Origin of the sequence: Acinetobacter sp. WCHA55 (assembly GCF_002165305.2) — a bacterium.
Lineage (GTDB): Bacteria > Pseudomonadota > Gammaproteobacteria > Pseudomonadales > Moraxellaceae > Acinetobacter.
The window spans coordinates 2,136,458-2,159,417 of sequence record NZ_CP032286.1 but is presented as its reverse complement, the minus strand read 5'-3'; the positions used below and the strand labels follow the sequence as shown (position 1 = coordinate 2,159,417).

Annotated in this window: 19 protein-coding genes; 6 read left to right on the top strand and 13 right to left on the bottom strand. The window is 40.9% G+C overall.

Annotated elements, in window-relative coordinates; translation table 11 throughout:
* Window positions 1–64 precede the first annotated feature (64 nt).
* The 5 genes from CDG62_RS13260 to ahcY form a co-directional block, all read right to left on the bottom strand.
* Window positions 65–2,344, bottom strand: coding sequence for an NADP-dependent malic enzyme (locus CDG62_RS13260; RefSeq protein WP_087526893.1), 2,280 nt, complete (start codon window positions 2,342–2,344; stop codon window positions 65–67).
* A gap of 140 nt (window positions 2,345–2,484) precedes the next feature.
* Window positions 2,485–5,361, bottom strand: coding sequence for a GGDEF domain-containing phosphodiesterase (locus CDG62_RS13255; protein WP_087526894.1), 2,877 nt, complete (start codon window positions 5,359–5,361; stop codon window positions 2,485–2,487).
* A 180-nt stretch (window positions 5,362–5,541) separates the two neighbouring features.
* Window positions 5,542–6,258, bottom strand: a complete 717-nt coding sequence (locus tag CDG62_RS13250; RefSeq protein ID WP_087526895.1) for a 16S rRNA (uracil(1498)-N(3))-methyltransferase — start codon at window positions 6,256–6,258, stop codon at window positions 5,542–5,544.
* A 25-nt stretch (window positions 6,259–6,283) separates the two neighbouring features.
* Window positions 6,284–7,120: a methylenetetrahydrofolate reductase [NAD(P)H] gene (gene metF / locus CDG62_RS13245; protein WP_087526896.1), complete on the bottom strand. Its 837-nt coding sequence runs from the start codon at window positions 7,118–7,120 to the stop codon at window positions 6,284–6,286.
* Window positions 7,121–7,291: 171 nt separating this feature from the next.
* Window positions 7,292–8,674 carry an adenosylhomocysteinase gene (gene ahcY, locus CDG62_RS13240; RefSeq protein ID WP_087526897.1) on the bottom strand — a complete coding sequence of 461 codons (1,383 nt, stop codon included), beginning with the start codon at window positions 8,672–8,674 and terminating at the stop codon, window positions 7,292–7,294.
* A 223-nt stretch (window positions 8,675–8,897) separates the two neighbouring features.
* On the opposite strand from ahcY, the gene CDG62_RS13235 reads away from it, so the two are divergent.
* Together CDG62_RS13235 and CDG62_RS13230 are read left to right on the top strand one after the other, a co-directional pair.
* Window positions 8,898–9,431 (top strand): cysteine peptidase family C39 domain-containing protein, encoded by a 534-nt coding sequence (locus CDG62_RS13235; RefSeq protein ID WP_087526898.1) that lies wholly within the window; start codon window positions 8,898–8,900, stop codon window positions 9,429–9,431.
* A 21-nt stretch (window positions 9,432–9,452) separates the two neighbouring features.
* Entirely contained in the window at window positions 9,453–10,406 is a 954-nt protein-coding gene (locus CDG62_RS13230; RefSeq protein ID WP_087526899.1) for a DUF4424 family protein, read from the top strand.
* 36 nt (window positions 10,407–10,442) lie between these two features.
* Here CDG62_RS13230 and CDG62_RS13225 read toward each other — a convergent pair whose 3' ends face one another.
* From CDG62_RS13225 to CDG62_RS13210, 4 genes are all read right to left on the bottom strand, one after another.
* Window positions 10,443–10,961, bottom strand: coding sequence for a tetratricopeptide repeat protein (locus CDG62_RS13225; RefSeq protein ID WP_162904035.1), 519 nt, complete (start codon window positions 10,959–10,961; stop codon window positions 10,443–10,445).
* 79 nt (window positions 10,962–11,040) lie between these two features.
* Entirely contained in the window at window positions 11,041–11,379 is a 339-nt protein-coding gene (locus CDG62_RS13220) for a DUF3325 domain-containing protein (protein ID WP_087526901.1), read from the bottom strand.
* Window positions 11,376–13,103: a PepSY-associated TM helix domain-containing protein gene (locus CDG62_RS13215; RefSeq protein ID WP_087526902.1), complete on the bottom strand. Its 1,728-nt coding sequence runs from the start codon at window positions 13,101–13,103 to the stop codon at window positions 11,376–11,378. Before CDG62_RS13215 ends, CDG62_RS13220 begins: the two co-directional genes overlap by 4 nt.
* A gap of 7 nt (window positions 13,104–13,110) precedes the next feature.
* Entirely contained in the window at window positions 13,111–13,461 is a 351-nt protein-coding gene (locus CDG62_RS13210) for a hypothetical protein (RefSeq protein ID WP_087526903.1), read from the bottom strand.
* Between the two features lie 273 nt (window positions 13,462–13,734).
* Here CDG62_RS13210 and CDG62_RS13205 point away from each other — a divergent pair, with 273 nt between their 5' ends.
* Window positions 13,735–13,995, top strand: a complete 261-nt coding sequence (locus tag CDG62_RS13205) for a hypothetical protein (RefSeq protein ID WP_058869316.1) — start codon at window positions 13,735–13,737, stop codon at window positions 13,993–13,995.
* Between the two features lie 96 nt (window positions 13,996–14,091).
* On the opposite strand, the gene CDG62_RS13200 is transcribed toward CDG62_RS13205, so the two are convergent.
* The gene (locus tag CDG62_RS13200; RefSeq protein ID WP_087526904.1) at window positions 14,092–16,566 is read right to left on the bottom strand and encodes an acyl-CoA dehydrogenase; all 2,475 of its coding nucleotides are present in this window, start codon (window positions 16,564–16,566) and stop codon (window positions 14,092–14,094) included.
* A gap of 288 nt (window positions 16,567–16,854) precedes the next feature.
* On the bottom strand, window positions 16,855–17,868 hold the full coding sequence (gene lipA, locus CDG62_RS13195) for a lipoyl synthase (protein WP_086208311.1): 1,014 nt from the start codon (window positions 17,866–17,868) through the stop codon (window positions 16,855–16,857).
* A 208-nt stretch (window positions 17,869–18,076) separates the two neighbouring features.
* On the opposite strand from lipA, the gene sthA reads away from it, so the two are divergent.
* Window positions 18,077–19,492: a Si-specific NAD(P)(+) transhydrogenase gene (sthA, locus tag CDG62_RS13190; RefSeq protein WP_004693926.1), complete on the top strand. Its 1,416-nt coding sequence runs from the start codon at window positions 18,077–18,079 to the stop codon at window positions 19,490–19,492.
* Between the two features lie 306 nt (window positions 19,493–19,798).
* Here sthA and CDG62_RS19370 read toward each other — a convergent pair whose 3' ends face one another.
* Window positions 19,799–19,939, bottom strand: coding sequence for a hypothetical protein (locus CDG62_RS19370; protein WP_004693924.1), 141 nt, complete (start codon window positions 19,937–19,939; stop codon window positions 19,799–19,801).
* Window positions 19,940–20,355: 416 nt separating this feature from the next.
* Window positions 20,356–21,288 (bottom strand): hypothetical protein, encoded by a 933-nt coding sequence (locus tag CDG62_RS13185; RefSeq protein WP_087526905.1) that lies wholly within the window; start codon window positions 21,286–21,288, stop codon window positions 20,356–20,358.
* A 265-nt stretch (window positions 21,289–21,553) separates the two neighbouring features.
* Between CDG62_RS13185 and CDG62_RS13180 the strand changes: the two genes are divergently transcribed.
* Window positions 21,554–22,024, top strand: a complete 471-nt coding sequence (locus tag CDG62_RS13180) for a YaiI/YqxD family protein (RefSeq protein ID WP_087526906.1) — start codon at window positions 21,554–21,556, stop codon at window positions 22,022–22,024.
* A 13-nt stretch (window positions 22,025–22,037) separates the two neighbouring features.
* The gene (locus tag CDG62_RS13175) at window positions 22,038–22,949 is read left to right on the top strand and encodes a DMT family transporter (RefSeq protein WP_087526907.1); all 912 of its coding nucleotides are present in this window, start codon (window positions 22,038–22,040) and stop codon (window positions 22,947–22,949) included.
* Window positions 22,950–22,960: the final 11 nt, after the last annotated feature.

Below are 22,960 nucleotides of genomic sequence, written 5' to 3'. Positions count from 1 at the left end.
CAGCCATCATGCTACAGAATAGAGGTTTTCTCAAGTCACAAGATGCGAGTACAACGACAAACAATTATTCGCCGTTTTTCTCCGCTTCTTGAATCTCTGCTACAGTCAGTGCAGTCATATTCACTAAACGACGTGTTGTTGTTGTCGGTGTCAAAATATGAACTGGCTTTGCTGCACCCAATAGGATAGGGCCAATGGTGACATTATTACCTGAAGTTGATTTCAACAGGTTAAATGAAATGTTGGCTGCATCCAAGTTCGGCATAATCAATAGGTTCGCAGAACCTTTGAAGCGTGAGTTTGAGTATGCAAAGCTACGAATGTTTTCATCCAATGCTGCATCTGCATGCATTTCACCTTCAACTTCAAGTTCTGGCGCGATTTGCGACAAAATCTCAAACACTTTACGCATTTTTTGTGCGCTTGGGTCAGTCTGGTCTGAACCGAAGCTTGAGTGAGAAAGTAGCGCAACACGTGGTGTCATACCAAAACGACGCACTTCTTCAGCGGCTAAAATAGTCATTTCAGCCAGTTGTTCAGCCGTTGGATTTCGATTGATGTAAGTGTCAGCAATGAACAGGTTGCGGTCTTCAAGCATTAACGCATTCAGTGTAAAGAAAGAGTTGTGACCTTCTTTTTTACCAATGATGTTTTTAACGAAGTCTAAGTGGATGTCGTAGCTTGAATACGTACCACATAGCATCCCGTCTGCTTTACCATGTTTCACTAACATCGACGCGATCAAGGTTGAACGACGACGTGCTTCACGTTGCGCATATTCAGGTGTTACACCTTTACGTTGCATGAGCGTGTAGTAGTCATCTGCAAACAGTTCGTAGTCAGGGTTTTTTTCTTGATCCACAATAGTAATGTTTACACCATGTTCAAGACGTAAGCCTAACTTCTTAATATTCGCTTCAATAACCGCAGTTCGACCAACTAAAATTGGTTTTGCAAGATCTTCATCGACCGCAATTTGTACTGCGCGAAGTACGCGTAGGTCTTCACCTTCAGCATAAGCAATACGTTTTGGATCAGATTTTGCTTGAGCAAAAATAGGCTTCATCATGAACGCAGAGTTGTAGACAAACTCAGACAGACGCTGACGGTAAGCAGAGAAGTCTTGAATTGGTCGATCAGCAACACCAGAGTCCATAGCTGCCTGTGCAACAGCAGGTGCAATTTCCAAAATCAGACGTTGATCGAGTGGGCGTGGAATAAGGTAGTCACGACCAAATGATGCTGATTTTTCACCATAAGATGCTGCATCTGCTTCAATGTGTGCCATACGCGCAATCGCATATACACACGCGATTTTCATCTCTTCATTAATCGTCGTTGCACCTACATCAAGGGCACCACGGAAAATGTAAGGGAAGCAAAGTGCGTTGTTTACTTGGTTTGGATAGTCTGAACGACCTGTTGCCATGATGACATCATCACGAACTTCGTGAGCATGTTCAGGTAGGATTTCTGGATCTGGGTTTGCAAGTGCAAAGATAATTGGATCTTTTGCCATTAGCTTAACCATTTCTTTGGTTAAGATACCCGCAGCAGATAACCCAAGGAACATGTCCGCGTCTGCAATCACGTCAGCCAGTTGAGTGCCGTCGATGTCTTGTACATAACGCTTTTTAGACTCGTCTAAGCCTTCACGTTTCGTAGTGAGCAGACCGCGAGAGTCAGCTACAATAATATTTTCTTTCTTCGCACCAATTGCACAAAGAAGATCTAAACAAGACAATGCAGCAGCGCCTGCGCCTGAAGCAACAATCTTGATTTCCTCAATTTTTTTGCCATTTAACTGTAACGCGTTTAGCAAAGCAGAACCGACAATAATAGAAGTACCATGTTGGTCGTCGTGGAACACAGGAATGTTCATGCGTTCACGTAGTTTTTGCTCGATATAGAAACACTCTGGTGCCTTGATGTCTTCAAGGTTGATACCACCAAAAGTCGGTTCTAATGCAGCAACAATGTCCACGATTTTGTCAGGATCATTTTCTGCAATTTCGATGTCAAAAACGTCAACACCAGCGAATTTTTTAAACAGTACGCCTTTACCTTCCATAACAGGTTTAGACGCTAAAGGACCAATGTTACCAAGGCCAAGTACGGCTGTACCGTTACTGACCACAGCAACTAAGTTACCACGCGCTGTGTAAAGCGCCGCAGTAGACGGGTCGCGTTCAATCTCTAAACATGGTGCAGCAACACCTGGTGAATAAGCTAAAGCTAAGTCACGTTGGTTGACCAGCTGCTTGCTTGGTGTAACGCTGATTTTCCCTGGAGTTGGAAATTCGTGATAATACAAAGCTTGCTGTTTTAATGATTGATCGTCCATCTGAATCTCTTTGTAGCGTGGGTTAGCCAGCGGAGCTGGTGGTTTTTTAGTAGACAAGACCGAATATACCATTAGTTGCTGGTATATCCCAGTGATAGCTGGTTCTTTTTAAGGCAAACTTAGAGCTAAAACAGTCTGATTTATATTAAGTATGTATAAGAGGGCGTATCTAGATGATCTCTTAAGTATTGGGTAGCATCGAGCTGTGGAAGAGGTTTGGAAAATAAATAACCTTGCGCGATATCACATTCTAAGTTTTGTAGGTAACTCAGTTGTTGTTCGGTCTCGATTCCTTCCGCCACCACGGTCATACCCATGGCTTTTCCCATAGCAATCATGGCGCTCACAATAGCTTCTTGTTTGCAGTGCCCAATTTTTGAAATGAAGCTTCGATCAATTTTTAAAGTATCGATTGGGAAGTCCGTGAGGTAAGATAGCGAGGAATAACCTGTGCCAAAGTCGTCTAAAGAAATATGAATGCCACGTGACTTGATGGTTTCAAGGAGATTTTTTACCGTTTCCGAATTTTCAACCAAAGTGGATTCTGTAATTTCTAATTCGAGGCTGCTGCCACTAATTTTGTATCGATCAAGGGCTTCATCTAGGTCCTTTAAAAGCTGTCCACGTTGTAGTTGTTGGGCAACCACATTGACCGAGACACAGATATTATCAAAACCTAACTTATTCCATTCTTTGATTTGCTTCGCGGTTTGTAAAATCACAATTCGACCGATGTCTGAAATCAAACTGGTTTTTTCTGCCATAGGAATAAATAGACCTGGCGGTACGATGCCCTTAGTTGGATGATTCCAGCGTACCAATGCCTCAAAACCATAAATTTTCTGATTGTGAAAGTTGATTTTGGGTTGGTAATAAACCACTAACTCATTGTTTTGTATCGCTAGTCTTAAATCACGTTCTAAATAAATCCCTTCTTCTAATGCAACGGTATTGCTCAGACTGTAGAACTTCGTGGCATTTCCACCTAAGCGTTTTGCTTCACTCAGTGCTTGTTCTGCACAATTGTTTAAATAGTCCAGTTGACGACCATGTTCAGGGTACTGCGAAATCCCCATTGAAAGCGTAATAATGTGTTCCTGACCAAAAATATCAAAAGGCAGACTGAAGGCTTTATTAATGCGATCGATATGTTCCTGAACTGAGGGGCGAATATGAGAGACCTCATATACAATTGCAAAATCATCACCATTCAAGTGAGCCACCATCAGGGCTTCAGCATTGGTCAAACGAAGGCGCTGGGCAACTTGACGCAGCAGCTCATCGCCTCCATTATTGCTTAAGAATTCATTCAATGGACGGAAACGGTCAATATTGAGACGAATAATCGCCAGTTGTTTAAGGCTGTCTTGTTGAGAAACCAAATATTGATGAAGCTGATAGTTATAGTAAAAACGGTTAGGTAAGTCAGTCAGCGTATCGTAGTTTTCTAAATAAGAAAGACGCTGTTCTTGTAGTTTACGTTCGGTTAAATCGGACACGATACCAATATAATGCGTGACATGATCTTGCTCATCGGTAACGGCATTCAGATGCATCCAAATACACAACTCTTTGCCCGACAGAAACTTTTCATTAAGTTCACCATCGTATTCACCTTTTTTAAGGAGTTGGCCAATGATTTGGCTATGTGTGGTGCGTTGATGTGACTTATAGTTTGCCACAATATCAAACAAATGTTTGCCATTGATTTGTGCAGCTTCAAAGCCTGCCAAACGTTCAAAGAACGGATTTACGTCGATATAACGCAGGTCTTCATCTAAGATGAAAATCCCTTGTTCAGCTTGTTCAAGTACGCTCGCTGCTAGTCGCAGACGTTCTTGGTTGCTTTTTTCATGTTGAATGTCACGTCGAATACCGACCATTTGTAACGGTTTTTGGGTGATTGGATCGCGAGCGATGACGCGTCCTGTGTCATGTACCCAGTACCATTTCCCGTTGTTATGCTGCACACGGTAAGTGGCTTCATAACGGTCTGAATGGCCCCGCAAATGACTTTTCATTGCAGATTTAAACGTTGCAATATCATTTGGATGAATCAGGTATTGAAGCTGAAGTTGATGCTGTGTAGAGTTTTTAAGTACTTTTTCTTGTTTGTGATTGGTCAAGGAAATGAGTCGATCTTTAATATTCCAATCCCAAGGACGGATACCTGAAATTTCATGGGCAAGCGATAGGTTTTCTTGTTTGTTCTTTAAGTCTTTGTTGATTTGATTTACATCAAAGGTTCGTTCACGTACTTTTTGTTCAAGCAATTGATTATTCAGTTGTAACTGTTGTTCAATTTCTTTGGATTTATTCACTTCATTTTGTAGTTGTTTGCATAAATCATCGGTCCAAGCGACTTGTTTTTCAGCTTCTTTTTTCAACTCTCGATTTTTAATTGAGAGACGGGATAAATGCTGATTAATACGGTTAGTGGCATTGGCACAAAGCAAAATCACAATCAGAATAAAGTTTACAGTGAGGTGAAAAAGAGTGTGATTGGCATCGAAGTTGATAAATTGAGAGAGGACATAAGGGGTAATGGACGGAATAAAAACCAAACAAAAATAACTAATGCGCTGCGTTAAATAGGTAAGGCAAACGGTCTGTGTGACGATCACTAAAAGTGCAGACAAGAGTAGGGCATTTGTATAGTTAAAATTGCCAGATAGGCTGGGTAAATAGTAATAGATACAAACGACGCCTGCTGCAACCAAAATACCAATACTTAAACAGATGCCTTGAATCCAGCGGTGTGCATGTTTGGCAGAATGATTTTTCGGGTTGAAATACAAGGTATTCACGAGCCAAAAGATACTGAGGATAAACTCAGAAACAAAAAACCATAGGTTAAAATAGAAGGAATTTTGTGAAAAATTATAGTGATAGGCACAGAAAATATAAAAATTTAGAATCAGTAAACTACTGATGAGGAAACGAAGATGGCTAATGGAATGCGATATTTGCGCAGTCTGCAAGTGCCGATCAAGATTTTCTGTAGAAATATCTGGCATGAATCACGAAACCTTATTTTTGTTATGACCCAATGGCATTGTGTTGTGTCTTTTTCAAATTTAAATATATTGTGTAAAACACAATCAATTTATATTTTGATATAAGTCAAGGGTAATATTGTTGTACATAATAATCAATATATTAACAGAACAAAAGGGTGACTCGGCTGTTTATGTGATTTAAATCACTAAATTGTGGTTTAGGATTGACAAAGCGACGACTGGTGCTGTCTCTGTACGCAATACACGCTCACCAATACACCAGTTAATAAAACCGTACTCATTGGCTGTTGTAATTTCAGCTTCACTTAAACCACCTTCAGGCCCAATGAGTAGTGCAATGTTTGGTGTCGCATGTGCCAAAACATCGATTTTTTCTTTATTCGGGGCGAGTACAAGACGAGTCGCAGGTAATTCGGATGCGAGCCATTTCTCTAAACTGAGTGGTGCAAGGATTTTTGGCACAATGTTCATGCCACATTGTTCGCAAGCTGCTATGGCAATGCCTTGCCAATGATCGAGTTTCTTTTGGTCACGGTCATACTTTAAACGCATTTCACAACGTTCAGAGGTCAACAGTTGAATTTCGGCCACACCCAATTCGACCGCTTTCTGGATTGCATAATCCATACGATCTCCTTTACTCATGACTTGTCCGAGTAAAGTATGAATAGCAGGTGTGCGATTGGCTGGGTTAAATGTGAGTACTTCAACTGTAGCCGACTTTTTAGCGACTTCGGTAAGTTCAACTTGGTACTCACCGCCATGTCCGTTAAACAGGATAGCTTGATCACCCACTTGGGCGCGAAGTACTTTACACCAATGATGAAAAACGGTTTCAGTCAGTTCAATCTGGGTTGCAACTGCTAATTCAGCTTCAATATAAAAACGTGGCATAAAGTACAACTCGTCTAAGTCGGGATTAAGCTAAACCAAGGTCAGTGACAAGCTGACGGGTTGGATCAGTGGTGTTCATGGTGTAGAAGTGCAAGCTTGGCGCGCCGCCAGCAAGTAAACGTTCGCAAAGTTTCACGACAACTTCATGCCCAAAGGCTTTAATACTTGCAGTATCGTCACCATAGGTTGCCAATTGCTTACGAATCCAGCGAGGAATTTCAGCTCCAGTACCATCTGCAAAGCGAATGAGGTTGCTGGCATTGGTAATTGGCATAATGCCTGGCGCAATTGGAATATTCACACCTTCTTTTTGAATGCGTTCTACAAAATAGAAGTAAGCATCTGGATTAAAGAAGAACTGAGTTAAACCTGCATTTGCACCAGCATTGGCTTTGTCACAGAAACGCTGGATATCTAAATCAAAGCTTTCAGCTTGTGGGTGCATTTCAGGGTAAGCGGCAACTTCAATGTGAAAGTGGTCACCCGAATGCTCACGGATAAAGCGCACCAAATCTGTTGCATAAGGCAGTTCACCTAAACCGACTTGTCCAGATGGTAAATCTCCACGTAAAGCAACAATACGGTCAATACCTTGGTCTTTATAGATGTCGAGTAATTCAGCAATTCGCGCTTTGTCATCACCAATACACGATAAGTGTGGTGCAACAGGTGTGCCTTTACCATTGAATTCAGCAATGGCTGCAAGCGTACGTTCACGAGTTGAACCGCCAGCACCATAAGTAATGGAGAAGAACTCTGGGTTTAATAACTGTAGTTCTTGGTGTACGACTTTAAGTTTTTCTGCCCCCGCATCAGTTTTGGTTGGGAAAAACTCAAAAGAAATAGGAATTTTTTTGCTCATCATCAAATCCTTTTTAATAAATGCTATTTTTTGTGTTTACCCTCATCCCATCCTTCTCCCAGAGGGAGAAGGGGATTCATTACATTGAATAGAGATAACAAGATTTCATTGCTAACATCATTCTGTAATGAAAGTCTCTCCTAACAGGAGAGGTTAGGAGAGGTTTGCAACTTAGTATTTATAAGCGTCAGATTTGAACGGACCTTCAACAGCTACACCTAAGTAGTCTGCTTGTTCTTGAGTCAATTGAGTCAAGACACCACCAAAACCAGCAACCATTGCCGCAGCAACTTCTTCATCTAATTTCTTAGGAAGAAGTTCTACACGAATCGCTGCTTGTTTTTGATCTTCAGCAAGATCAGCAAATTTTTCAGCGAACAAGTGCATTTGACCAAGTACTTGGTTAGCAAATGAACCATCCATGATACGTGATGGGTGACCTGTCGCATTACCCAGGTTAACCAGACGACCTTCAGAAAGAAGAATGAGGTAGTCGCTATCATTTTCAGAACGGTAAACTTGGTGAACTTGAGGCTTCACTTCAACCCACTTGTAACCACGTAAGTAGTTGGTGTCAATTTCAGTGTCGAAGTGACCGATGTTACACACCACTGCACCTGCTTTTAATGAATCAAGCATTGCAGCGTCACATACGTGGTAGTTACCAGTTGTCGTTACGATTAGGTCAGTATTTTGAAGAAGATCTGCATTTACATCTTCTTTTTTACCAGTTTGTACGCCATTTTTGTATGGGGATACAACTTCATAACCATCCATACATGCTTGCATTGCACAGATAGGGTCAACTTCAGTGACACGTACAATCATGCCTTCTTGACGAAGTGATTGAGCAGAGCCTTTACCTACATCACCATAACCAATTACAAGTGCACGACGACCAGATAAAAGCATATCTGTACCGCGTTTGATGGCATCATTCAGTGAGTGGCGGCAACCGTATTTGTTGTCGTTTTTAGATTTAGTTACTGAATCGTTGACGTTGATTGCAGGAACTTTCAAAGTGCCATCACGAAGCATTTCATACAGACGTTGAACACCTGTTGTTGTTTCTTCTGTCACACCATGAATTTTTGCAATAACTTCAGGATATTTTTCATGAACAAGTAATGTTAAATCACCACCATCATCCAAAATCATGTTGGCATCCCAAGGCGTGCCATTAACGTTGATTTGTTGTTCAAGACACCACATGTATTCTTCTTCAGTTTCGCCTTTCCAAGCAAATACAGGAACACCAGAAGCCGCAATTGCAGCAGCAGCATGGTCTTGAGTAGAGAAGATGTTACATGAAGTCCAACGAACTTCTGCGCCCAATTCAACTAATGTTTCAATTAAAACAGCAGTTTGAATAGTCATGTGGATACAGCCAAGGATTTTCGCGCCTGCAAGTGGTTTTGCAGCAGCATAACGCTTACGAAGACCCATTAAAGCTGGCATTTCAGCTTCAGCAAGTTTGATTTCTTTACGGCCGTAATCAGCTAGAGTGATGTCAGCAACTTTATAATCTGTAAATGAAGCATTAACCGCGTTCATTACGATCTCCTTATAAATACAAAAATTGATCATTATGTTCGCGGATGCCGTTGTTGATTAAAACGAGTGTCTAACCGAATCGTCGAGCCTAGCGATCTTACATTTATGTACCTGTAAGAAAGTCGCAGCATCCCTCGACTGCGGAATATTGTACTTGGAAATTGATTCAGTTCCAACGATGTTTTGTTTATTATCAACACAATCATCTTTTTTGAATTGTGTTATGACCGTGAATATCCCTGAATCCTTAATGAACCTTGAAGCCAATGGCGGTATCTATGCGGTATGGATGATGCTACAACATTTGGGTATAGATCCAGAGATTGAACAATTGATTGAGGTCTGTGGTTACGATGCAGAAAACGGAACTACTACTATTGGCTTGGCTGTAGGCTTAAAAAAGTTTGGTTTCAATGTACATTTCTATACCGATGAAGACCCAGATCTTCAAGAACAAGAAAAACTGAGTTATGCCGAAGCTGAACAGTTAAAGTTACTTATTTCGCCTGCAATCAATTATCAACACATTCAGCAGGCGTTTGAACAGAATAACTTTATTATTGTGTATTACGATACTTTAGAAGGCGTCGGAAACCATTCACTGGTTTACTCTATAGATGAACAAGAAATTTGTTTCTTTGACAGTTTTGATGCTATGCCAGCATCTGTATTTGAACAACAACGAAAAGCCGAAGGCATTTGTCGTCAGGTGATCATGATCGAGAATGCAAACTTTGAGACTCATGCAGAACATTAAACCTTAAAAAAGAAGATTAAAATGAAAAAAATAATAGGGTTATTCGTATTTATGTCTATGTACGTGAGTGCAAATGACAGTACAGGTTTTGTTGCAACAGGCGGTGTGCAATATCTGAAAAATAAAGATATTCAAATGTATAGTGAAAACTTATTTATCAGTAAAAAGCGAATCACTGTCGATTATGAGTTTAAAAATTTAAGTAAACATTTGGTAAACGAGACTATTTTATTTCCCTTACCGAAAGTTCAAAATTACATGGACTATGATTATGCTGATGCCACAGGTTTAATTGATAGTTTTACAGTTCAAGTTAATGGTCAGCGTATACAGCCTCAGGTGCATGTACGGGCTTTTTTACCGAGTAGTGAACAAGAATATGTTCATGATGGAGACTTTCAAGCCGATGTAACGAATGAGCTTATGGCTTGTAGTCTCACGCAGCAAGAGTTGATACAGCCGTGGAAAGGTGAAAATGCCGATATAAGTACTTCTATTCAGAAAAAAATTCAAACTTGTAAAAGTCCAAGAGTGCAAAAACTACTAAAAATTCAAGATGAAGATCTCATTCGCTGGCAGTCTCAGGTTATTTATAGTTGGAAACAAAATTTTAAAGCGAACAGCATGACCCATATTCAGCATGAATATGCACCATTGGTCGGTGGTTCGGTCTCTTTATATCCTGAAGAGGATGAAAAGACTTATTGTATGGATCAAAGCTTCAAAGCAGGTTTGAAAAAAGCCAAATCACAATATGCACCTTATCAGGCGTTGGGTTATATCTTGAAAACGGGCGCAAATTGGGCGAAACCGATTCAAAATTTTAAACTGACGATTGAGCGTGATCCCAATGAGTTGGTTTCATTTTGTTGGAATGGTCAGGTGAAAAAGATCAGTTCGACACAATTTCAAATGACAGAAAAGAATTTTGTGCCTAAGCAGGATTTAGATATTATTTTTGTGCGTAAGTTTTAAGTAGTAAAAAGCCCATCAAAGGATGGGCTTTTGCTTTTATTCTTGCTCTGCGGCATCCGCCTTGTCATGCCAGTATTTGGCTTTTTCTTCATCGGCATCGACACCTAGTGCATTTTCATAAATGAAAGCCAAATCACGCATGGCTTGAGCCTCACCCAGTTCCGCCGCTTGTTGTACCAGTTCAATTGACTTAGTGACATCTTTTTCAACCACATCGCCCCGACGGTAAAAACCAGCCAACTCTAATATTGCTGTAGGGTGTTTTAGTTCAGCAGCTTGTTTTAACCAGTGATGTGCATGTCCAAAGTAGGTTTCTGCTTCGCTTGGGTCTTCTTCACGAAGCTCTTTGGCATAAAAAGCATAACCTTCACCGAGCCAATACATGGCTTCTACATGACCTAATGCTGCTGCTTTGAGCGCCCATTCTTCTGCAAGAGTAATGTCATCTTCATTTTCACTTTGCATATACAGTTCAGCAAGTTCAAATTGAGCATCACTATTACCCGTTGTTGCAAGGTTGACCAATTCAGCAGGAATTTTAGGAGATTTAGGCATAGAAATAACCAAAGATTTAAACTGTAGATAGCCTAATGCTTTCAAATGAAAAAGCCAATCCGAAGATTGGCTTTTAGGCTTAGATTAGGTGCAAAGTTAGACTGGATATAAATATGAGTAAAACTGAAACAGCGATATTCCTAATTTTTTGCTCAAAATAACTTAAGCAAAGCCCAACAAACAACGCCGCGAAGCTAATTACGCCGACCCAATAACTGATTTCGGTGCTCCAATGTCCTTGTGTTAAGCAAATGAGCAAAGAAACAATGAGGAGTAACCAACCCACAGTGGTTGCTAAGCGTGTTTGCTGAAGTGTCAGTTCTTTAGCAAAGATTTGCTTTTGGTGCTTAGACATACTGTTGGCAAGAGCAAAAAAACCTAAGGTTGCTAATGTCCAAATGATCAGAAACCAAATCATGCTTTGGCCTCCTGAACAGGTGCTTTCACTTTTTTGTTCGGCAAACCTTGATGTTTTTTAACTTTGTCATAAGCGAAATAGAAAATCACAGCCATTACCCACATAGCTAAATCAACCGATGCAATCATCCATTGACCCTGTGCAATGCTGTTCCATAAAGCTTGACCGCCTGTGATCAAGTTGACCAATGGTAACAGGGCAAAAGCGAGCGTTGCCAATAAAAGTAAGTCTAACCATGCTTGGCGGTGGGTACGGAAAATGGCATAAATCAGAGTGAGTAACCATACTACAAAGAAGCTACGAATCTCCCAGTTTAACCGCATTTCTACATCTGCTGGAATGAAACGATTGGCATAAAAATATGCAGCGCAGGCTAAAGGTAAACCAATAATGGCCGCAATATTCAGGACTTCAACCAGTCGGAAACCAAACGATTTATAGCCTTGTTTCTGCTGTTGGGGTGCACGTTTTACACACCAAAGGATCAGACCTGTCGCCACCATGAGCGTACCTAAAATGCCTGAACAGAACAGCAACCAACGCAGTGCTAAGTCGAGGCCACGTGCTTCGTGTAAGACGGTGACCACGTTATAGATGCCACTCGGAATCGATGGATTTTTTATCCGTATATTTTTATCCGTTTCATCTTGACCCGTGACCCCATTGTAGTTAAGGGTTGCATACACATTGCGATGCGCGACACTTTCAGCACGCAAGGCACGGAACTCAATTTTGGCTTGGTCTGTATTGGGTGAAATAATGTTAATCGAAGCAATTGGATTGTCTTTCCACTGTTGTTGTACCATCACCATGATTGGTGCTAGGTCTGTCAGTGGTGCAGGGTTGAGTTCGGATTGTGGACGTTCCCCACCCCGACCTTGAGCATGTTCACCACGTTGCTGTCCGCGTTCCCCATGATCCGCTCTTTCACCTTCGCGTTGACTTCGACCTTCGCTCTGCTGATCTTCAGCTTTTTGGGGCTGCTCAATCATGCTGGCCTGTTGGTCACGTAAGAACTGTTGTCGATTTTCATACGCTTGGTTAATTCCCCAAGGCATGAACATAAACATGAGTAGCAGTAAGCCACTAAAAGTAATCATTAAGTGAAAAGGCAATGCAAAAACAGCGGTTGCGTTGTGTGCATCCAGCCATGAACGCTGACCTTTGCCTGAGCGAAAGGTAAAGAAGTCTTTAAAGATTTTTTTATGGGTAATGATACCGCTAACAATTGCAACCAACATGAACATGGTGGCAATCCCGACCAACCAACGCGTCCACAAACGGGGTAAACCATACAATTCAAAATGGAAACGGTACAGGAACCCCCCACCACGTGTATCCCGTGGTTCAATCAGTTCACCAGTCGCACTATCTAAGGTGATACGTGTTCCACCACGACGTGCTTTCGGATCTTCACCAACGGCACGAATAGTTACTTCAGTCGTAGTTTGCCGTGAGTTAGGTAGTTGAATGTTCCAACTGCCTGCATCAGGGTGGTTTTTTTGTAAATAGTTGAGCGCGACCTGCATTTGTTGCACTTGAGACTGCGCAGGGATAGATTGATGGGTTTCGGGTTTCATCCAAGTAGAAATTTCATTTTGGAAAAAACTGAGTGTTCCAGTCACAAAAATTGCATACAGCAGCCACCCTAAAATGAGACTGGCCCATGTATGCAACCATGACATGGATTGGCGCGGTCCTTCCGCTTTTTGATCAACACGCATTGAAAAACTATCCTAAAAATTTGAGTAGGGCATACAGTGCAATACATGGCACAGCAATACCGAGCGTTGCTTTTAAGGTTTTTTGAACCATAAAGACCCAAATAAAGGCAGCACAGTTAAGACAAAATGCAATGAGGGTGGCGCTCATGGCGGCATTCACAGGATTTGCAATAAAGATTTTAGCAATGGCTAATGCAGAAAGTGCTGCAAGGAGATAGCCTCCAAGTAAGGCAAGAGCAAATCGGTACAACACCATCAGACGGTAGCTAACGGGGGTATCTACATTTTTCTTTTTGGTTGGTTTCGGACGAACTTTTTCCGAATGAACCAAGGCATCAATTTGAGTGGTGCTATTCATGGAAGAGAGTTGGTGTATTAGTAAGCAATATTGCAAATGATAACAATTATTATTTAAATAGAATAGATGGTAACTTTATTTATTTTTTCTGTAACGGTTAGTTAGTTTGATGAATAGAAAAATTTGGATTGCAGTCGCTGCCTTTTTAAATCGATTTGATTCTTCTTATTATTTTTCTAAGGAACGGCTACACAGTGTTACCAAATCACGTTATACGATTTTTTGATCTGCGTTAGTTTCATAGTCAATACTTGGGTGAATTTGGAGGAAAATATGGCTGCTTTTATTAATGCCGAACAGGCAAAAATTATGTCCAACCAAGCATATTTAGATATTGAAATCTACAAATTACGTTTAGCATCACTCATCGAGGAGAGTGCCAAACAGGGAAATACTGCGGTATTTACGGTTCTGCCAAAACATTTACCCTTAGAAGATATTCGTCATTTTTCAGCAGAACTGACACAACTAGGTTATCAAGTTCGTTTGGAAGTAGAAGAGTTCTATTACCGTTTAAACGTGTATTGGATTTAAAACTTCGTTTCGATTCCATGGTTTATAGCATGTGGATAAAATAAAAGCCCGTAAAGGACTTTTATCTTTTAGGCGTTTCGAAAACCGATGAGAGGATTAAGCTTGAATATCGGAAGCCTTTGAGTGGTAGGGATTCTTTAAATCTAGTGTCTGTTCAAGCTCATGGTCGAAAATGTCGGTGAGCATACTATCGAAGCGTTGAGCATTGTAATGAAGCAACTGATCCGCTTCCTCAGAGCTGATGAATCCTGTTTCAAGCGCATGTTGAATATGTGATTCAAAATCTAAGCCTCTAAATTGTTCTTTGGACTCTGCTTTTTTAAACTTCGTCCACAGCGGATCAATCTTTAATGCTGCTTGGAATGCATTTTCCATACGTCCAAAGACATCATTTGGATCGGTATTGTAAAAAACATGCTGTTTCAGTTGCTCACGGAAAGGATTATTTTCCATGATGGCAAGTCCTAATTGAGTTTTTAGCTGGTCACTTGGTTGTTGGGCAACACGACCAAAAGGGAAACAGATAAATTTGACTACACAAGCTGCGACTCGCATAGGAAAGTTTGCAAATAGTCCATCAAATGCATCCTGAATTTGCACGAATGCTTTTTCTAAAGCCAGTTGAGCATGTTGTTGCTCAGCCTCACTACGTTGTCCTTTTTCATAAAACTTCAAAATAGCGGTCGCGATAAATAGGTGGGCATGAATGTCAGCTAAACGCCCTGAAAGCATTTCCTTGCGTTTAATATCGCCTGCAAGTAAGCCTAAACAAAGGTCTGCGGTTAAAGCGAAGTTGGCACTGAAACGGTTAATGGTTTTGTAAAAAGGACGTGAGAAATCATCTGTCTGTGCGGAAGCATCTGAAGGACCACCGAAGATACCATAGCTGAATGAACGTGCTGTTCGGTTAAAGGTATAAGCCAAATGTTTAAAAAGTAGCGTGTCGAAAGGCGCTAAAGCGGTTTTAGTATCTTCTACTTGAAGGAGTTGCAGCTCTTCATATAAATAAGGATGACAGCGCATAGAGCCTTGACCAAAGATCATTAAAGAACGGCTTAAAATATTGGCCCCTTCAACAGTAATTGAAATGGGGATCGCTTGATAATTCAGTGCTAAGAAATTGCGTGGCCCCATTTGCACAGCCCGTCCACCAACGACATCCATGCCGTGATTGACAATTTTACGCATGGTTTCAGTGGCATAGTATTTGGCCATAGCTGTCATTACAGCAGGTTTTCCACCTTCATTTAAACCACAGGTCACCATATAGCGAAAAGCTTCTAACATATACGCACCGCTGGCAATATCACTAGTGGCTTCTTGCACACCTTCAAAATGTCCCACAGAAATTTTAAACTGTTGGCGGACTTTGGCAAAAGCACCGACGCTTAAATAGGCCATTTCAGCAGAAGCAGTGGAGAGTGCAGGTAGGGAAATACCGCGACCTACAGCTAAGCACTCCATCAGCATGCGCCAACCTTTACCTGCATTTTCAACCCCACCAATAATCCAATCAAGTGGGATAAAAACATCTTGTCCATCGACCGTTCCATTCATAAAAGGGGAACCAGGATTATGGCGTGCACCGACTTGGACACCTGCATGACTGGCAGGTAATAAGGCACAGGTGATACCGTATTCAGTTTTGCTTGCATCGCCTAAGAGTCCATCAGGGTCATAGAGTTTAAAAGCGAGGCCAATCACAGTTGCAATAGGTGCCAGTGTAATCCAGCGTTTTGAAAAGTTCATACGTAAACCGAGTATTTCTCGGCCTTCAAACATGCCATAACAGACCACGCCTGTATCAGGTATTGCCCCAGCGTCTGAACCAGCCTCGGGACTGGTTAAACCGAAACAGGGGATTTCTTCACCTTTGGCGAGTCCTGGTAGATAGCGTTGTTTTTGTTCCTCAGTTCCATAATGTAAAAGCAACTCACCTGGACCTAGAGAGTTGGGCACCATACAACTGACGGCAGTGGTCAGTGAGCGTGAAGAAATTTTGCTCATGATGCGGCTTTGGGCAAACGAGCTAAACGCACGACCGCCGTATTCTTTGGGAATAATTAAACCCAAAAAGCCTTGTTCTTTGATGTATTGCCATGCTTCAACAGGAAGATCTTTTAAGTGGTGATGAATTTCCCATTCATTCAGTAAACCACAAAGGTGTTCAACTTCATGATCTAAGAAGGATTGCTCTTCAGCAGACAAGGTTGGATAGACATAACCATCAAATTTTTTCCAGTCAGGCGCACCCATAAATAATTCTTTTTCCCACCAACTGGTACCTGCATCTAATGCTTCGCGTTCGGTACTGCTCATACTCGGCATGGCTTTGGCTAAAGCTTTATAGGCTGGTTGAGTGATTAATGATTTGCGTAATGGATCAATAACCACAATCAGGCTGAGAATAATTAAGGGTAGACCTAAAAGTAATGACCACGGATTGATAAAAATAGCTGTGAAGAGGGATACAAAAATAAGGATTGCTGTCCCAAGTAAGCGACTGACTTCAAAATAAAAAATAGCCCAAAGGGTACAGATTAAAAACAGAATGGCGAAAATGAAGCCCATTGAAACCTCCCGTTGTTTACACCGTGAGGTGAGTCATACGTTTTATAAAATTTCATGGAAAATAAGACAGAACGTAGACTAAAAGGTGTAATAAAATGAATTTGATGTGATGTGTAGCATCACGATTATTTTAGACTTTGAATTAGATTAGGGCGTTTTTTGAGCAATAACTGTGTTAGAAATGTATGAATACGTAATTGAAAAATATAAAGAACGAAGTTCGTAATAAAAAAGCCCTCGTATGAGGGCTTTTAATTTTTGTATTTAACTGTTTAACACAACAGGAAATTAAGCTTCAATCGTTTGAACAGCAATCTTTTTCGCAGGATCTACTTTACGACGTACTGCTGGTACAGGTTCGCCATAGTATTGGCGGTCAGCGAAGTAGCTTGAGCGAACCATCGGTGCTGCCCAAATATTTCTAAAGCCTAGCTTTTGGCCATGTGCAGTGTAACGCTCAAATTCTTCTGGCGTAACAAAGCGGTCAATCGGCGCATGCTCTTTTGAAGGCTGTAAATACTGACCAATCGTTACGTAGTCAACGCCGTGTGCATGCAAGTCATCTAAAAGTGAAATGACTTCTTCTTCAGTTTCACCAATACCGACCATCAAACCACATTTGGTTGGAACGTCAGGGCAATATTCTTTAAACATTTTTAACAGATTTAAAGAGTGTTGGTAGTCTGAACCTGGACGCATCGCTTTGTATAAACGCGGCACAGTTTCAATGTTATGGTTAAACACATCAGGTGGACACTCAGTCATAATGCGAAGCGCAATGTCCATACGACCACGGAAGTCAGGTACCAAAATCTCAAGTAAAGTATTCGGGCTTAACGCACGTGCTTCTTTAATACAATCAACAAAGTGCTGCGCACCACCGTCAAGTAAGTCATCACGGTCTACAGAGGTGATCACGGCATATTTTAAACCTAAGTTTGAAATCGTTTCGGCCATGTGACGTGGTTCGTCTGCGTCAAGTGCATTTGGACGGCCATGTGCCACGTCGCAGAAAGGACAACGACGTGTACAAATGTCACCCATAATCATAAAGGTTGCAGTACCCCCCCCAAAACATTCAGGTAGGTTAGGACATGCTGCTTCTTCACAAACGGTATGCAGTTTTTGTTCACGTAGGGTTGATTTAATGCGTTGCACTTCTTCGGGTGCTGCCATTTTCACGCGAATCCAATCCGGCTTGCGTGGTGTTTCAACCGTAGGAATAACTTTTACAGGTATACGCGCGACCTTTTCTGCGCCACGAAGTTTGATACCCTGCTCAGGTTTACGGTTTTCAGACATATTCAACTATTCCACTGTTTTTGACGGGGGAGATGCTAAAAATAGCAGTATTAGTATAGCGGAAATGCGAATTGATAGGGCGGAAATACTATTCATTTACTAAATGTGGTTATCACTTAATATATGTAAGCTAAATACAGCAAATTGCCTGCAATTACGTCATAATATGCCTAAGATAAGTAATAAGTTTTTGAAGAAGGAGCGTTGAATGCCACGTAAAAAAGAGGTCGTTGGTGGAACTTTCGTTAAGTACGATGCGGTCGTTCTAGGTTCAGGCCCTGCGGGTGAAGGCGCGGCAATGAAACTTGCCAAATCTGGAAAGCGTGTAGCGATTGTGGATGTACGTGAGCAGCTCGGTGGTAACTGTACCCACGTGGGGACCATTCCAAGTAAAGCTTTACGTCAAACGGTATCGAGTATTATCCGTTATCGCCGTGACCCAATGTTTAAAAAAATGGGCGACTGGCGTCAGTTTACAATGAAGCAAGTGCTTCAAAATGCACATAAAGTGATTCAGCAACAGGTTGATACACACTCACGTTTTTATGACCGCAATAAAATTGATATTTACCACGGTCGTGCCTATGTTCAAGACCAGAATACGGTTTTAGTATTTAGCCCTGAAGGCATCAAAGAAACGATCATGTGCAAACAAATTGTGATCGCAACGGGTAGCCGTCCATACCGTCCTGCGGCGCTTGATTTTAACCATCCGCGTGTATTCGATTCAGATAAAATTTTAGACCTCGATTATTCGATCCAAAAAATCATTATTTATGGTGCGGGTGTGATTGGCTGTGAATACGCGTCTATTTTCATTGGACTCGATCATAAAGTTGACTTGATTAATACACAGCACAAATTGCTGAGTTATCTAGACGATGAAATTTCTGATGCCTTGTCTTATCACTTGCGTCAACAAGGTGTCTTGATTCGCCATAATGAGCAGATTGATCATCTTGAAACGTATGATGATCACGTGGTGCTACATTTGCAAAGCGGTAAGAAAATTAAAGCAGATGCTATTTTGTGGTGTAACGGTCGCTCTGGAAATACAGATGGCTTAGGTTTGGAAAATGTTGGTATTACACCAAACAGTCGTGGTCAAATTACAGTCAATGACCAATACCAAACCGAAGTGGAAAACATTTACGCTGCGGGTGATGTGATTGGTTGGCCTTCACTGGCTTCTGCTGCATATGACCAAGGTCGTTGTGCAGGTGCAAACATGAGCGGTGAAGTAGGGGTAGAACCTGTGGTTGATATTCCGACTGGAATTTATACCATTCCAGAAATTTCTTCGATTGGTAAAACTGAACAAGAGTTAACTGAAGAAAAAATTCCGTATGAAGTCGGTCAGGCTTCTTTCCGTCATTTGGCGCGTGCGCAAATTACAGGTGACACAGTGGGTGAATTGAAAATTTTATTCCACCGCGAAACTTTGGAAGTGCTGGGTGTACATTGTTTCGGTAATAACGCTTCGGAAATTATTCACATTGGTCAAGCAGTGATGAATAGTCCAAACAATACCATCAATTATTTCGTCGAAACGACATTTAACTATCCTACGATGGCTGAAGCGTATCGTGTAGCGACCTTAAATGGTATGAACCGTTTGTTCTAATTTTTATAGTATTTTCAGAGGCCTGTAAGTTTAGACTTGCAGGTTTTTTTATATCTAAAATTGCTATTTTTTATTGTATGTCTCAATGTCTAAAACATTTCAGCAATTTGTGTGGTGGTAGGTGAGTGCGACGAGTATGGGGGAGGGTGCAACTTTGCTTATGAGAGATTAGTAATTTTGTAGGTGCCATGTTTCTTAGCGTAGAACATGAAAAGAATGATCCAGTGATACGGCGTAGAAGATATTCTAGACATAAAAAAACCAACAAAGTTGGCTTTTTTGAATTGGGCTGCGAGGTGAAATCAGTTACAGGATGAACTGATGTAAGAAGTAGGCAGAAATCATCATGCCTAACACAAAAAACATGCACGAATAAGCGTCAAGCTGATAACGCTTTTCTAATTGATGTTCAACATGCTGTATATTTTCTTCTTGCATAATTTTCATGGAAGTTTTTATTCCGATTTAATTATCGTTAAAATCCTATTGCATGTTTTTATTTTTAACATAAAAAAATGCTTAAATAAAGTACTAATTAAAAATAATCAGATCTCCACTATACATAATCACTTAAATATTCAAGTTTATGCTGAATTAACTCAGAATCCAGTACCTGCCAATAACTAACTATCTGAAAGTCATAGAACTTAGAATTCTATTTTTCATCATTAAAATAAGATAATTAAATTTAAAACTGTGGATAAGTGCTATTTTAAATGAATTTAAAATAGCAAGAGATAATAAAATGTGTGGATAAGTTTTATACAAATAAATTCAAATTAAAATAAATCGTGCTGATATAAAAAAACCAACGTAGCCTATACATCAATCTTGCAGAGTTTACGTTGGATTGTTTTTATAAATTATTGATTTAATGAATAAATATTGGCTTGAATCCAAATGTTGCCGCGAATGTATTGTCCAATATTAAAGTTGGCATACTCTGGATTTTTAGTAGCGATACGGATCAGTGTCGCAGGTTGGTTGTCTTCATGAATCAAGGCAACATCAAGCAAGGTGTAGTCTTGTTCCATAAATTGCATGTTGGTTTTGCCAACAATATTTCCTTGGAACCATGCCTCATCTTCCTGACCGATCTTTTCACCATACAAATAAGCGACCATTTTTGAAAAATCGACAGTCACAGGTTCTTTGTCATCATCCGACTTTGGTTCCCATGCATCAATCTGTTCTTGAAGGTTTGCAGGAGCAATGCCATTGTTTGCTGCTAAAATATCGTTCAAAGCACGATGATGTTTAATCGATGCAGGGTCATCAACCACCAGTTGCTCGTGCTCTGCGACTGCTTCCAGTTCATATGCCCATGCATTCAGATGTGCAATATAGGTTTGGTCTTTTTGGTATTGAGCATGATTGACGCTATACAGGCTGTCATAAGCGTAGACGATACTGTTATTGCCTAAGTTCAAGCGTAAAACGGCTTGTGTGTTGGATTGACCGCGAATAATGCGTTCAACCACAGCCGACACTTTATAGGGGCTATTAAAACTTGGAAATGCAGTTTTAACAGCTTTGGGTTTATTGTCTTCAACCGCGATGACTTGAGTCAGCTGAACAGCCGCTTGACTTGGACCTTGAATGAGCCAGCAACCTGCATCCATATCTTGTTCAGTTTGGCATAAACCCATCGGCATGATTGGTGCATTTAAAGCTAAACCTAACCATTTGGGTACATCTTGTGCAGGGTGATCTGTGAGTAAACTCCAATGCTCGACGTGGCTACCAAAGTTTTGGTCATCAATGGTGATTATTTCTGGACTATTTTGATTGTTCATATGCACGATTGAATGAGGTTATATATCCCTATTAAATCGAGGGTTATTTCTATATTTCAAGTCCTTTATTATATTTTTACTGGAAAATCATCAAAAAAGAGTAAAGCCGTACTTTATTTGGCAGATAAAAAGGCAAAGTATTTCTTCTTGATACTTAAAAAGTATGAAGCGAGCTTTGTATAAGCGATTTTGAGTGGTTTTATCTATTATGCTAAAACACTGAGTTTGTTAGACTAAGGCAGTTTCTTTTGTTTATGGATGCACAGTGCTGCCATTTAAACTCTGGGTCGATGCAGATGCATTGCCTAAAATTTTACGTGAAGTGATTTTACGTGCTTCTGACCGTTATCAGCTTGAAGTCACTTTCGTGGCAAACCAAAATGTAGGGATTACGCCTTCCGTTCGCATTAGCTCAATTCAAGTAATGAGTGGGGCAGATGCGGCTGATCAAGAAATTGTCGATCGCATGCAAGCCAATGATATTGTAATTACTCAGGACATTCCGCTTGCCGCACAAGTGATTGAAAAGGGGGGAATCGCAATTCATCCTCGTGGTGAAATTTACACCACCGCGAATGTTAAAGCTCGACTGCATTTACGGGACTTTATGGATACCTTACGTGGGGCAGGTGTTCAAACAGGTGGCCCACCGCCTATTTCTGAGCGTGATAAACGAGAATTTTCTAGTTCTTTAGACCAAACCATTCAAAAGCAAAAACGTAAAACCACCATTTAGCATCGAGTTGATTATGTCTTCTAAAACCAATTTGATGGCAACCTATGGGTTATTGGTTTTTATTTGGTCCACAACGCCTTTAGCGATTGTGTGGAGTGTGACCGATTTACATATGCTGTGGGCATTGGTATTACGTTTTTTCATCGCATTGCCTTTGGCTATTTGTTTGTTACTAGTGTTAAAGCGACAGTTCCCTACCGATAAAGTCGCTTGGCATAGTTATTTGGCTGGTTCTTTTAGCTTGATTGGTTCGCAGTTTTTTACCTATGTTGCCACCAACTATATTAGTTCAGGCATGATTGCCTTGATGTTTGGCTTAGCACCGATTATGGCAGGGCTGATCGGACGTTTTTACTTTAAGACTTATTTGAGTGCGATGCAGTGGTTTGGAATGTGTATTGCACTATTGGGACTTGCGATCATTTGCCTTGCAGGTACAGCACAGCATGTTCATCCATTTGGAATTGGGCTGATGTTACTCAGTGTATTTTCTTATGCAGCTTCTATTTTCTGGGTGAAAAAAGTCAATGCGAATATTGAGCCCATTGCACAAGCGACAGGTTCAATTTTGGTGTCGACATTAGTGGCTATCTGTATTGTGCCGTTTATTTGGCAGCATGCGCCGCAGCAAATGCCCGATTTGAAAACCTGCTTAGCTCTGCTATATACGGTCATCATGGCATCATTGATTGCAATGTTTTGTTATTTTAAATTGGTGCAGAAAATTCAACCCACGACTTTATCATTGACTACCGTCATGACACCAATGATTGCGCTATTTATAGGTGCTGTGCTGAATCAGGAAAAACTCTCGATGATGGTGGTTTTGGGAGCAGTGGTTTTACTGTCAGGTTTGTTTGTTTATTTTTATAGAGATCTTCAGGCAAGTCGGACGCTTGCCCAAAAGTTAAAAAGCCAAAACTAGTCCAAGGTTCT

What these genes read in the sequence shown, in the direction of transcription:
- CDG62_RS13260 (WP_087526893.1), bottom strand. Translation starts at nt 2,344, where the DNA reads ATGGACGATCAATCATTAAAACAGCAAGCTTTGTATTATCACGAATTT.
- CDG62_RS13255 (WP_087526894.1), bottom strand. Translation starts at nt 5,361, where the DNA reads ATGCCAGATATTTCTACAGAAAATCTTGATCGGCACTTGCAGACTGCG.
- CDG62_RS13250 (WP_087526895.1), bottom strand. Translation starts at nt 6,258, where the DNA reads ATGCCACGTTTTTATATTGAAGCTGAATTAGCAGTTGCAACCCAGATT.
- metF (WP_087526896.1), bottom strand. Translation starts at nt 7,120, where the DNA reads ATGAGCAAAAAAATTCCTATTTCTTTTGAGTTTTTCCCAACCAAAACT.
- ahcY (WP_087526897.1), bottom strand. Translation starts at nt 8,674, where the DNA reads ATGAACGCGGTTAATGCTTCATTTACAGATTATAAAGTTGCTGACATC.
- CDG62_RS13235 (WP_087526898.1), top strand. Translation starts at nt 8,898, where the DNA reads ATGACCGTGAATATCCCTGAATCCTTAATGAACCTTGAAGCCAATGGC.
- CDG62_RS13230 (WP_087526899.1), top strand. Translation starts at nt 9,453, where the DNA reads ATGAAAAAAATAATAGGGTTATTCGTATTTATGTCTATGTACGTGAGT.
- CDG62_RS13225 (WP_162904035.1), bottom strand. Translation starts at nt 10,961, where the DNA reads ATGCCTAAATCTCCTAAAATTCCTGCTGAATTGGTCAACCTTGCAACA.
- CDG62_RS13220 (WP_087526901.1), bottom strand. Translation starts at nt 11,379, where the DNA reads ATGATTTGGTTTCTGATCATTTGGACATTAGCAACCTTAGGTTTTTTT.
- CDG62_RS13215 (WP_087526902.1), bottom strand. Translation starts at nt 13,103, where the DNA reads ATGCGTGTTGATCAAAAAGCGGAAGGACCGCGCCAATCCATGTCATGG.
- CDG62_RS13210 (WP_087526903.1), bottom strand. Translation starts at nt 13,461, where the DNA reads ATGAATAGCACCACTCAAATTGATGCCTTGGTTCATTCGGAAAAAGTT.
- CDG62_RS13205 (WP_058869316.1), top strand. Translation starts at nt 13,735, where the DNA reads ATGGCTGCTTTTATTAATGCCGAACAGGCAAAAATTATGTCCAACCAA.
- CDG62_RS13200 (WP_087526904.1), bottom strand. Translation starts at nt 16,566, where the DNA reads ATGGGCTTCATTTTCGCCATTCTGTTTTTAATCTGTACCCTTTGGGCT.
- lipA (WP_086208311.1), bottom strand. Translation starts at nt 17,868, where the DNA reads ATGTCTGAAAACCGTAAACCTGAGCAGGGTATCAAACTTCGTGGCGCA.
- sthA (WP_004693926.1), top strand. Translation starts at nt 18,077, where the DNA reads ATGCCACGTAAAAAAGAGGTCGTTGGTGGAACTTTCGTTAAGTACGAT.
- CDG62_RS19370 (WP_004693924.1), bottom strand. Translation starts at nt 19,939, where the DNA reads ATGAAAATTATGCAAGAAGAAAATATACAGCATGTTGAACATCAATTA.
- CDG62_RS13185 (WP_087526905.1), bottom strand. Translation starts at nt 21,288, where the DNA reads ATGAACAATCAAAATAGTCCAGAAATAATCACCATTGATGACCAAAAC.
- CDG62_RS13175 (WP_087526907.1), top strand. Translation starts at nt 22,038, where the DNA reads ATGTCTTCTAAAACCAATTTGATGGCAACCTATGGGTTATTGGTTTTT.